Source organism: Vibrio sp. 10N.247.310.98, assembly GCF_041467395.1.
GTDB classification, from domain to species: domain Bacteria; phylum Pseudomonadota; class Gammaproteobacteria; order Enterobacterales; family Vibrionaceae; genus Vibrio; species Vibrio crassostreae_C.
Window position 1 is genome coordinate 1 of the sequence record NZ_JBFSUL010000094.1, and the last position, 12,312, is coordinate 12,312.

The following is a 12,312-nucleotide window of genomic DNA, read 5'->3' on the forward strand; positions in this document are numbered from 1 at the left end:
CACTGTGCAGTGACTCGACCAATTCTTAAAGAAGCAATTGATAAAAACGGTTTGTCAGATAAAGTCCTTATTCCTGCTGATGGTGAGACCTTGGAGTTTTAGATACCTGAACTAATCCGGTGACTCCCGATTTAAGTAAATAGTCTAAATGATTTCTGTCCAGAGATGTGTTATGCCGCCATGCTTTGGGACAAAAGCGACTTAGGGCTTTCGCTCGCTTGATAAAGACTCATTGTCAAAGTATGGGCCATGAGCCAGCATGCCACGTAGGACTTCTCGCTCAATGATTATCATCATGTTGTAACCTAGCAACATAGCCGCTTCTGTCCTCAACTCCTCGCAAGCGAGTTGTGCATTAAGGTTTTTTGAACTTTTTAACCCCTCAAGATTTGAGAAGTATATAGTAGCTGCTGAGAAAAAACGCTGATTAACGGGCATACCTAAATAGGACGCAACATCTTCCGGCGTACCGTCGTTGATGGTGGATAGTAAACCATCAATAACAGTTTGATTCTCCATGTTCTTTTCTAGAGAGATTTCTGCCATGTACTTCAATGCTTTCTCACCCCCCTCTAGGCTTCGATCTATAAACCAAGATATTTGGTTGTGGTGATCAACCTGATTTTGTCGATACAATTGAAGACCTAAGAGCATAAATGTAAATAAAGATAGGATTGGAGTGTAAAGCCCTCCAATAGCACTGCCCATTTGACCCCAGTCATCATTGCTTTCCCAGATGCCAAAACCGAAGGTATAAATATAAAATACAATAGGGCTAACTAATGTCCCCCAAAAAATCACAAGAATAGCTATGTGTTGCCAATTAAGTTTCATTTATTTTCCAAATATATCCGGCTAGCCAGTGGCATTGATATTAATCGAGTTAAATTAGAAGCTTCTTGGGACAAAAGCGCCTTAGAATGACGTAGAAGAGGACTAAGTTTAGTCCTCTTCGGAAACGAATTATTAATTAGGGTGCCAGTCTTCACCGTATTACACTTATAAGTGTTTAGTCCACACCTCGTTCTTCATTCAACTCCATTTTCTGAGAAATCAAAAAAACGAGATGGTAAGGCTTTCCTAACTATATAGCTGAAAGCTCGTGAACGTTGAAATTTAAGTACACTTTTATAATCAAACTCTTGTCCACGAATATCATCTCTTGCAGCCCGACTAATAGAGGCTTTGTCCCTATGATTCTGTTCGTTAGCAATTAACTCTAAATTTGGGTAACAGCCGTCTAGCTTTGAGCGTATTATTATTATGCTTTGCGCTTCTTTTTGAAATGCATATAGTTCATGTAACGGCATCTCGAATTCTAGAACGAACATATTATTAGAGGGGCTACGACTAAGAATCAAAGTAGTTGAGAGTTTGCTACTTAAATTTCTGGCAATCTTAGAAATTTCGTAATAATTATCTCGCATAACTTGAAGATTTCCCCAGATTAACTCCCAAGTTATCTCGTCGATATCTTTTGGTCTTCTCTGCTGAAAATAATACCCTTTTTCAAATTCATTATAAGCGCGTTCGTCTTGAGCTTCCCGCTCCATTTTGTCATGCTGACGGTCAGTTCCTGTATATACCAAATTACTACTCCTTTGCAAAGCTCCACATAACAACAATTCTAATTGATTTGTTAGTTTACTCTGTGCATACAGAAAACCATGGGATTGCCCGTGGATGAATGCTGATATCAAAGCACAGTGTTGGGACAAAAGCGCCTTAGTATTAATGGTCTAATTTTGCTTTTGTCCGGTTATCTTGGAAGGTAGTGTGCTTACCTAGATTTGCGGAAACACCGATTAACAGCCCAAGGTATAAAGTCATACGCAGCCCTGAGTAGAAAAGCAAAAAGTACCGAAAATACGACAACGTATACTATATCTTCCATAGTGTATGACGATTCAATGTCCTTAGGTTTGACTGTAGACATAACTCCCGATGTATTTGGTATAATATCGATTGCGAGAGGCTCTGACGAAATCACAGAAACATTTAGCTGATTGCCTTCAATAAACCTATCAATGACAACATTTTTGGAAGCTGGGCCCACGTTACTAAACTTTACAACACCGAACGTGTGTGGGGGTTCAGTTGTATAAAAAAACCTGTAGAGCAAAGGCTCTTTATCGGTGTCGACGTCTATCGTGAATAGGTAGTTGTCAATCGATGTTTTCCCCACATTCTTAAGCTCTATTGTTGATAGATATGATGCATTTACCTTCTGATCAAACAGCTTGTAATCACGATTACCTACAGATCGAGAAGTCAAAATCTCCGCTGGTTCACTAAGCTTGATCGAGACCTCTTTTTCGGGCATTAAGAGATCTTGAATCATCGGCCCAACTACTGCTCCACCAATTAGACCAATCAAAGTCAGTACCGTTGGGAAAATGTATGATGGAAACATCTGAGATCTAGCCATTCTCTCGATCCATGCTTTTTATAGTGAGTTTGTTTGCAACATACTTAATTTGTTCTTCTGTACTAATCGGCGTGTGCTCTTTATCTGATATCGATAGTTGGATTTCTAAATTTAGCTTCATGATGTTCTTGTCGTTGTTTGTGATTTCTGACTTAATTTCATCTACATAGAGTGAACCCAATCTGTTTTTGGTTCTAATATCACGATCCAAATTCTCTAATATTGGCTTTTGATACTCCTCAACACACGCCTTGACTTCATCCTCTGTTACCTTGCTCTTGATTTTACTTTTTACCACTTCATAAAGGCATAAGGTTACTGTTGCCGATAAAGACCCAACTAAATACAGAATAAAAGAACCACGCTCAACCTTATCCACATCTAAATGGATATTGTTGTTGACGAATTTTTGTATCCTATTACGACTGGTTCTCTTGTTCATGTCGCACATCGTTTCATAGACGCTTTGCTCTACAGCTTTATGAAAATTTGCTAAAAGAGCTGTCAGGGTTGCAGAAGACAGGCGTTCTGGCTTACTCACTAGTTTGATATTGATATCCATAAATTTGATCTATACCGAGTCAATAAATAAAAATTAGATGATTAAGGGTTGATAGTTCATTGGCCTATAAGTGTCAGAAACTATCATCGATAGACTAGGTCAATGCTGAGATGATTTATCGAAAGCTATTGTTCACCAACCCCATTTTATTCGCATCTACGTCTCACAACTCTCTGAAATCCTTAGCGCATCTTCAATCTCGACACCAAGGTATTCAATCGTGCTTTCTAACTTAGCATGACCAAGAAGCAACTGGATAGCACGTAAGTTCTTGGTTTTGGCGTAGATCAAAGAAGCCTTTGTTCGGCGCAGTGAATGTGTGCCGTATTGCGTTTTATCGAGTCCTATATCAGTAACCCATCGATTAACCATGGTGGTGTAGTAATGGTACGAGATGGGTTGCCCTTCACGCCGTGGACTTGGAAACAGATAGTCTGTTGGTGTCAGCGAGTTTTGAATGATCCACTGTGACAAGGTTTGTTGAGTCTTGGGTGTAATTTCGAAGTGTACTTCTTGTTGGGTCTTCTGCTGTTTAACGATAGTTCGCGACATTACGCAGCCGCTGCGACTGACATCTTGAACTTTCAAGTTGCGTAAATCACATGATCTCAATTTACAATCAATTGCCAAGTTAAAGAGTGCCAGCTCAAACAAACGCTCTTCAAGTTCTAGTCGAATACGGATGCGCCAAATGTCCTCTAGTTTGAAGGCTTTCTTCTGACCTACACGCTTTCCTTTATTCCAAGCTTCCATAATGTGCTCCTTACTTCATAAAAATGCTCTTTAAGTAAGGCAGAAATCAAAGACAATGCTGCATCCAGTGGTATGATTGACGGAATATTTCTATAACAAGAAAACTTCTAATGAATCAAACAGAACAACAGTATTTGAAAGAGCTTGAAGGCAAGCTTTGGAACGCAGCAGACAAGCTACGCTCAACGCTAGACGCAGCGCAGTACAAACACGCAGTGCTAGGTCTAATCTTCGTTAAATACGTCTCTGATGCGTTTAAGCTGCGTCAGGATGAGATCAAAGCCGACATTGCTAACCCTGAGCACGAATACTACTTAGATCCTGCTGACTTCTCGGAAGAAGAACTAGCAGAAGAGATTGCGATTGAACTGGAACAGCGTGATTTCTACACAGAGAAAAACGTGTTCTGGCTACCTACTGAATCTCGTTGGCAGTTCCTGCAAGATAACGGCCCATTGGTTATTGGTGGTGCTGAACTCGATATTAATGGCAAAGCTAAGAAAATCACTTCAGTTGGTCACCTCATTGACAACGCACTTGAAGGCATTGAGCGTGACAACCCGAAACTGAAAGGTGTGCTTAACAAGTCATACTCTTCACTGAAGATTGACCAAGCTAAGCTGAATGAGCTTATCAACCTGATCGCGACAATTCCCTTTGTTCATGCCGATCTAAACAGTAAAGACATCCTAGGTCATGTATACGAATACATGCTTGGTCAGTTCGCACTGGCTGAAGGTAAAAAAGGTGGTCAGTTCTATACGCCAGCATCCATCGTAACGCTGATTGTCGAAATGATTGAACCGTTTGAAGGTCGAGTATACGACCCTGCAATGGGTTCTGGTGGTTTCTTTGTTCAATCAGAGAAGTTCATCGAGCGTCATGCAAACGAGAAGAAGGTTGATGCCCTTACTCAGAAGCAGAAGATCTCAATCTACGGTCAAGAATATAACCATACAACGTGGCAGCTAGCTGCGATGAACATGGCGATCCGTGGTCTTGATTACGACTTCGGTAAAGAACCTGCAAGTACCTACACTAACGTACAGCACCCTGATCTTCGTGCTGACTTCATCATGGCTAACCCTCCATTCAACATGAAAGAGTGGAACACGGGCGTTGATGATAACGATCCGCGCTTCAAATACGGTCAACCGCCAGCAGGTAATGCGAACTTCGCATGGATGCAGCACATGCTTCATCATCTAGCTCCTGAAGGCTCTCAAGCTCTGTTACTGGCTAATGGCTCCATGAGTTCAAGCACCAACAACGAAGGCACTATTCGTCAGGCGTTAATCGATAATGATTTGATTGAATGTATGGTAGCGCTTCCCGGTCAACTGTTTACCAATACGCAGATCCCTGCATGTATTTGGTTCTTAACAAAGAACAAGAACCCTCGTGTTGACAAGGCAGGTCGTAAGCTACGCGGTCGCAAAGGTGAAGTGTTATTTATTGATGCGCGTAACCTCGGCTTCATGAAAGATCGTGTATTACGTGATTTCAGCTTTGATGATATCAAGAAAGTTGCTGATCTATTCCATGCTTGGAAAACTGGCGAAGAAGTTCACGGTGTGGCTTATGAAGATCAAGCTGGTTTCTGCAAATCAGCAACTCTTGAAGAAATCACCAAACATGACTTTGTTCTAACTCCGGGCCGCTACGTTGGTGCTGCTGAGGAAGAGGACGATGGCGTCCCTTTTGCAGAAAAGATGGTAACGCTGACCTCTAAGTTGAGTGAACAATTTGCTGAGTCGGCAACGTTAGAAGCTGAGATTAAGAAAAACCTTATGGGGTTGGGTTATGAACTGTAACGTTAATGATTTGGTCACATATGTTTCGCGAGGGGTAGCTCCTAAGTACACCGAAGAAACAAGTAATTCAGCTATCGTAATTAACCAAAAATGTATTCGAGACTATCGAGTTAACCTAGAGCTATCCAGATTAAACGATCTTTCAAAGAGAAAAGTTTTAGATGAAAAGATGGTACAACAATATGATGTACTTGTTAACTCAACAGGTGTTGGAACGCTTGGGCGAGTAGCCCAATACTTAGATGACACTAGTAACTTAACTGTTGATACACACGTTACAATTGTTCGACCTAATCACGAAACCATAGATCCGCTGTTCTTTGGTTATCTTATGAAATCAAAACAAAAGCTTATTGAAAGTTTTGCTACTGGAACTACGGGCCAAACTGAACTATCTCGTGATTCGATTAAAGAAATGGCTGTTGATTTTATTTCAGATAAAACTAAACAAAAAGGAATAGCAAGCTTTCTATTAGCCGTAGATAGTAAGCTACAGGTCAACACTCAAACCAACCAAACCCTAGAACAAATGGCACAAGCCATCTTCAAATCATGGTTTGTTGATTTCGATCCGGTCAAAGCCAAAATGAACGGCGAACAACCGGAAGGTATGGATGCAGCTACTGCCTCGCTATTTCCAGAAAAGCTCGTTGAGTCTGAGTTGGGTTTGATTCCTGAGGGGTGGGGTGTTGGTGAATTATCAAAGCTGTTTGAACTCCACAGGGGATTCGACTTACCAAAATCTAAACGCCAAGACGGGGAATATCCTGTCTATGCTGCGGGCGGTTATCATGGTGCCCACAATGAGTTCAAAATGGAGCCTCCGGGTATTATAACTGGGCGAAGTGGCGTGATTGGGAATGTATATCTATCTCTTGATAAGTATTGGCCACTAAATACAACGCTTTATGTTCGAGAGTTTAGAACATGCGGGCCATATTATGCCTACCACTTACTCCGTTCACTAGATCTAAAGTCCTTAAACTCTGGTTCGGCAGTACCGAGTCTAAATCGTAACTTTGTACACTCAACAAATGTGTGTCATCCGGACTCTGATGTATTGGCGAAGTTTGAAGAGATTGTTACTCCTCTGTTTGAAAAGATGGTCGCTAATAATGAACAAAATAAGTCTCTCTCAGAGCTACGCGATACTCTTCTTCCTAAATTGCTTTCCGGCGAAATTGAGTTAGGAATGCACTAGGAGTATGTTTTTTAATCAATTACTGAAGTTGTTTGGAAAGACCAAGCAGAATAAATCCAATGAGCATATTGGAACAGATGAAACGGCACCTCCTAAAGGTGAATCTGCCGTTATCATAGATGACGATGTAGCTGAAAGTAATCTTAATCAAGAGTTGCCAGTGGTAGATCTTGGAAATAGTGTATTTGAACCTGAACCTGAACCTGAACCTGAACCTGAGGGGCATCCACTACAAGAGTTAGCGAATGAAGCATATAGGGAAAGTGGAGCAAGTTTTAGAAGCGATATATTTCCCGAAAGTCAAAAAACGTTTCGCTCTAGTAGGCTCAACTCGCGACTCATACTTACTCCTTCCTTAGATAGTAAGTATCACGAATTGTGCATTTTAAATATCCAGTATATTTCAGTGGGAGACTATCTAAAGGTCAAGCAAAATGGTGTTTTTGATGTCAGTGGACGGTTCATTTGCGACCTAAACACTTCAACAAAGAAACTTGAGTATAGAGACACTCTAAAAGTAGAGAGTGTCTTCCCTGCAACATTCACGGCTCCCGCTTACTTGAAAGTCGAGGTAGTCGGTTATGAGGAGGTGTTGCTAGATTACATTGAGTTAACCTGTCCCGGGATCAGAACGCATGATGGGCAACACCTGTTGTCTGTTGCACGTGATTTTATCGATAACAACGCCCGCTCTAAAGCTCGTTTTGGCTATGAATTGCAATTAGTTCAAGATTCTTATCGCTGCTACGTTGTTCTTTATTATGGTGCTGTTGCTCAAGCTATTGATATTGACGTGGGCTTTGAATTCCAAGGTTCAGACGGATGTATTGTATTGGGAACATTGTCGCCTAGCCTATTATCTGAAGAGTCTCTTAACCATCTGATCCCCATTACTGACTACTATGATAGACCTCACTCACAATTGAAATATCTCAATAGAAATTGTTCTTTGGAGATCTTGATTGAAGGTGGACAAGTTCAGCTTTATGTCTTTCAGAGCAGTAAAGCTCAGGTGCAACAACACGCTTCAAGCTCAAGTAAACATCCCAACTCTCAAAAAATTAACGCAAGAGATTATCTAAGAATTGAAAATGGTAAATACCGCTGCTCACACTCAGGCGAAATTTTTGTTTCCTCTTGGTATTTTGAGAAGCTTCATGGGGTGAAACTGAGCGATGTTGATGTATTGAGAGCGGCGCAAACAGATGGTATTCAGCATGATAAAAGGTGTCGTATTGAGTTCGAGTCCGCAAAAAAAATCTGGGGGGAATTTGTCTATATGTATCCAGAAAAGTGGCTTGAGCAACAAAGTTCAAGGCTTTGGTGAACAGAGTTTAAGGGATAAAAATGATTACAGAAGACCAACTAGAACAACAATGCCTTGATTGGTTTACAGACCTTGGCTATCTCTACAAAAATGGCTACGATATCGCACCGGATGGCAACTCACCAGAGCGTGATGATTACCATCAAGTTGTTTTAAAGCAACGGCTATTAAATCAATTAGCAATCATCAACCCAGAGCTTCCGTTAGAGGCTCTGAATGATGTGGTTAACACGGTATCTTCCCCCGATACGCCAATTCTTATAAAAAACAACCGCGCCTTCCACAAGTTTGTGATTGAAGGGGTGCCTATCGAATACACGGCTGTTGAAGACGGCGAATCGAAGACAAAGCATACTCACGCTCAGTTAATGGATTTTACGACGCCTGATAACAATGAATTCCTAGTTGTTAATCAGTTCACCATTACTGGCACCAAGGGCAATCGCCGCCCAGATGTTGTGGTGTTTATTAACGGCCTACCCATATCTGTTATTGAGTTAAAAAATCCAGCCGATGAACATGCCGACATTTGGAATGCCTTTAATCAACTTCAAACCTACAAAGATGAAATTTCAGATCTGTTTGTTTTCAATGAAGCGTTGATTGTTAGCGATGGCTGGACGGCTCGTGTTGGTTCTTTGACTGCCAATAAAGAGCGATTCTTACCATGGAAAACCGTTGCTACAGAGGATGATAGACCGTTATTGGAGTTTCAATTAGAAACCATGGTTCGTGGCTTTTTCAAGCAAGATCTACTCATCGATTATATTCGTTACTTTGTACTATTCGAAACCGACAACGACAAAATCATCAAGAAAATTGCAGGTTATCACCAGTTCCACGCAGTGAGAGCTGCTGTTGAGGCGACGGTTCGTGCCGCCAATACCTCTGGTCACTTCCTTGAGAGCACTATCCCTGCACTAGAAAAGATTAAGCAAGGCAGTGGTAAGGCTGGGGTTGTTTGGCATACTCAAGGTAGTGGTAAAAGCATCTCTATGGTTTGCTACGCGAGTAAACTGTTACAGCAAGCCTCAATGAATAACCCAACGATCGTGGTGGTGACGGATAGAAATGATCTCGATGGTCAGCTTTACAACACCTTTGGGATGGCGCAAGAGACGTTAAAGCAAATACCTCAACAAGCGGACGACCGAGATGCGTTGCGTGAGCTGCTTTTAAATCGGCAGTCTGGCGGCATCATATTCACGACGATTCAAAAGTTTGCTTTATTAGATGAAGAGACTGAGCACCCTAGGCTGTCTGAGCGAAGTAATATCGTTGTCGTTTCTGATGAGGCGCACCGAAGCCAGTATGGCAATAAGTCAAAGATGGTTGAAGTGAAGGACAAAAACGGCACTGTAACGGGTCACAAGTACGTTTATGGTTATTCCAAGTATATGCGTGACGCATTGCCTAATGCTTCGTTTATCGGCTTTACAGGGACACCTATTGCAATAGATGACAAAGACACGCGTGGTGTTTTTGGTGAGTATGTCTCTATTTATGATATTCAAGATGCCGTTGATGATGGTGCCACTGTGCCTATCTATTACGAATCGCGCCTTGCTAAGCTTGATATTAACCAAGATGAAATCGAGCAGCTTAATGATAAAGTTGAAGATGAAATCGGTGAAGATGAAGAAACCGCTGATCGTGAAAAAGTTAAATCAGAATGGGCAACGCTAGAAAAGCTGGTAGGCGCAGAGCCTCGCATTGAACAAGTAGCAAAAGATCTGGTTGAGCACTTCACCACTCGAACATCGACCTTTCCCGGTAAGGCGATGATTGTTTCGATGAGCCGAGAAATCTGTGTCGACCTCTACAATGCTATTGTGGCAATTAAACCAGAGTGGCATCACCCAGATACCGATAAAGGTGTAATCAAGATTGTTATGACTGGCTCTGCATCAGACAAAGAAAAGATGCAGCCTCACATCCATGATAAGAAAACCAAAAAACTATTCGAGAAGCGCTACAAAGATACTGACGATGAGCTTCAACTCGTTATCGTTCGAGATATGTGGTTAACAGGATTCGATGCGCCTTGTTGTCATACCATGTATATCGATAAGCCAATGAAAGGGCATAACCTGATGCAGGCGATTGCTCGTGTTAACCGGGTCTTTAAAGATAAGCCCGGCGGTTTGGTTGTTGACTATATTGGTATCGCTAATGAGCTTAAAAATGCACTAAAAACCTACACTAATAGCCAAGGTAAGGGACAACCTACCGTCGATACGGCAGAAGCGTTTGCTGTACTAATGGAAAAGGTTGATATCATTCGAGGTATGTTCGCAACACCCGTTGATACAAAGGTATTCAACTACCGTCCGGACTTTGAAACGGATGCATTGCGCTTGTTACCGGGAGCAGTAAACCATTTATCAGGTTTGTCTCATACTGACGCCAACGGAAAACAAGTCAGAGACGGAAAGAGGCGATTCCTCGATGTGATGGCTGCTTTGGCTAAAGCATACTCACTGTGTAGCACCATGGATGAAACTCACGGTTATAAGAACGAAATTGCCTTTTACTCTGCGATCAAGACGGCTTTTATCAAGCACTCAACGGTAGACAAGAAACGTACCGATGAGGAGCGCAATACTGCATTGAAGCAAATCCTAAATAATGCTGTGGTAGCCGATGGTGTTGATGACATTTTCACTATGGTTGGTCTTGATAAGCCGAATATCGGGCTTCTTTCTGAAGAGTTCTTAGAAGATGTTAAGAACATGAAAGAGGAGAACCTCGCGGTAGAGCTGTTAGAAAAGCTGCTACGTGATGAGGTTAAAGCTCGCATGAAGAATGATGTCGTTCAGGAAAAGAAATACTCTGAACGTATTATGTCGACGCTTCAAAAATATCATAACCGCAGCATTGAAACGGCTCAAGTTATCGAAGAGCTGATTCAGTGGGCGAAAGAGATGCAAGAAGATGCGGCTTTGCTCGATAAGCTAAATCTCTCAGTTGATGAGATTGCTTTTTACCGGGCTCTGGTTGAAAACGAAGCTTCTGTGCGTGAGTTAGGTGATGATAATTTGCGTAAGCTAGCCATTGAGCTAACTAACCAACTTCGAAAGTCTGCAACTGTTGATTGGCAGAAGCGGGAGAGTGTTCGTGCCCGTATGCGTAATCTTGTTCGTCGACTATTACGCCGTTGGAAGTATCCACCTGATGCTGCTGAAGAAGCGATTAAGCTTGTGTTAGAGCAGGCTGAAGTGCTGGCTGATGGGTGGTACGCTGCATGATTTTAATAGAGGCAAGGTGTGAAAACCTTGCCTTTTGCATATTTATTTATCATTGACTTCCACTTTAGTGGGGTATTTGGCTCGGTCAGAATACATTAAGTAATGAATAGAGGGTTATTTAGAGCATCCACCCTAAATGATTTTTGTCCAACTCTGAGTCAGCATGTCGTCGCGACTCTGTGATCGCGACTCATGGCGAGTCCCAATGATGTCTTTTGCAATTGGAAGCAGTTAGCTTTGTCGACAAGAGCTGATAACAAAGAGAGCCAAAGCTGACTAAATTGATTAACCAATAACTTTCAATGTTTTTGGTTATAGTATGTGTAATATAAATCCCAATAATACTTGAGTTATTTTAAATGAAACAAGAAGTACATAGGTTTGAGCTATCAATAAATAGCACTATCTCTGAAGTCTATGACCACTTTACTAAGGCAAATAACGACCAAAGCCTCGATAGAATGTTTGAAGGTCTTCAAAAACAACTCAGGAAAATTACCTGCTCAGTGAGAGAGAGGGAATGTACTCTCATTAATGTGTACATTGCATACGGCAGAAGACAAGAGGACTTTGATGGTAAAGGGAAGACTTGTAAATCTTTTCCTACAAGGAGAATCGAAAGTATAATGAACACTCACTCTAACCTTTCTCCAGAAGACCTGCTAGGTAAGGCTTTACGATCTTTAGAGCATTGATCTGTAACTTTAACGCTTTCAAGATTAGCGCATGATAGCTAAAAATATGAGCAGAAAAATTAAGAGTAATTAAACACCATAGGTCAAGAAAATGAATCTATGAAAGAGGTCAATATGGCCTCTTTTTTGTATTGATTTCAAACATGATTAACTCGTTTATTGTCCAGAAGCGTTGTAAGCGTGTCATGAACACCGCATTCTAATCTTTCAGCACGAAGAATAAGATCATCTCTCCAACCCAAAGGAGAGTTGAAATGGCAAAACGACGTACCAACCTAGAATGG

The 12,312-nt window shown here is 41.5% G+C and carries 9 protein-coding genes; 4 read left to right on the plus strand and 5 right to left on the minus strand.

What is annotated here, in order from left to right:
- Positions 1 to 201: 201 nt before the first annotated feature.
- The 5 genes from AB6E78_RS22270 to AB6E78_RS22290 form a co-directional block, all read right to left on the minus strand.
- The gene (locus AB6E78_RS22270) at positions 202 to 834 is read right to left on the minus strand and encodes a hypothetical protein (RefSeq protein WP_372134229.1); all 633 of its coding nucleotides are present in this window, start codon (positions 832 to 834) and stop codon (positions 202 to 204) included.
- 194 nt (positions 835 to 1,028) lie between these two features.
- Positions 1,029 to 1,589, minus strand: coding sequence for a hypothetical protein (locus AB6E78_RS22275; protein ID WP_102564618.1), 561 nt, complete (start codon positions 1,587 to 1,589; stop codon positions 1,029 to 1,031).
- Positions 1,590 to 1,780: 191 nt separating this feature from the next.
- A complete protein-coding gene (locus AB6E78_RS22280) occupies positions 1,781 to 2,428 on the minus strand; it encodes a hypothetical protein (RefSeq protein ID WP_372134227.1) in 648 nt (215 codons plus the stop codon).
- Positions 2,421 to 2,990, minus strand: a complete 570-nt coding sequence (locus tag AB6E78_RS22285; protein WP_372134226.1) for a hypothetical protein — start codon at positions 2,988 to 2,990, stop codon at positions 2,421 to 2,423. The genes AB6E78_RS22280 and AB6E78_RS22285 overlap by 8 nt, the downstream gene beginning before the upstream one ends.
- A 156-nt stretch (positions 2,991 to 3,146) precedes the next feature.
- Complete coding sequence (locus AB6E78_RS22290; protein WP_137010311.1) at positions 3,147 to 3,743, minus strand: tyrosine-type recombinase/integrase; 597 nt, start codon at positions 3,741 to 3,743, stop codon at positions 3,147 to 3,149.
- Positions 3,744 to 3,853: 110 nt separating this feature from the next.
- On the opposite strand from AB6E78_RS22290, the gene AB6E78_RS22295 reads away from it, so the two are divergent.
- Genes AB6E78_RS22295 through AB6E78_RS22310 form a run of 4 tightly spaced genes read left to right on the plus strand, consistent with a single transcriptional unit; the run spans position 3,854 to position 11,333 of the window.
- Positions 3,854 to 5,557, plus strand: a complete 1,704-nt coding sequence (locus AB6E78_RS22295; RefSeq protein WP_372134224.1) for an N-6 DNA methylase — start codon at positions 3,854 to 3,856, stop codon at positions 5,555 to 5,557.
- Complete coding sequence (locus AB6E78_RS22300; RefSeq protein WP_372134223.1) at positions 5,547 to 6,758, plus strand: restriction endonuclease subunit S; 1,212 nt, start codon at positions 5,547 to 5,549, stop codon at positions 6,756 to 6,758. Before AB6E78_RS22295 ends, AB6E78_RS22300 begins: the two co-directional genes overlap by 11 nt.
- A 4-nt stretch (positions 6,759 to 6,762) precedes the next feature.
- Positions 6,763 to 8,085, plus strand: a complete 1,323-nt coding sequence (locus AB6E78_RS22305) for a hypothetical protein (RefSeq protein ID WP_372134222.1) — start codon at positions 6,763 to 6,765, stop codon at positions 8,083 to 8,085.
- Positions 8,086 to 8,105: 20 nt separating this feature from the next.
- On the plus strand, positions 8,106 to 11,333 hold the full coding sequence (locus AB6E78_RS22310) for a type I restriction endonuclease subunit R (RefSeq protein WP_372134220.1): 3,228 nt from the start codon (positions 8,106 to 8,108) through the stop codon (positions 11,331 to 11,333).
- Positions 11,334 to 12,312 lie beyond the last annotated feature (979 nt).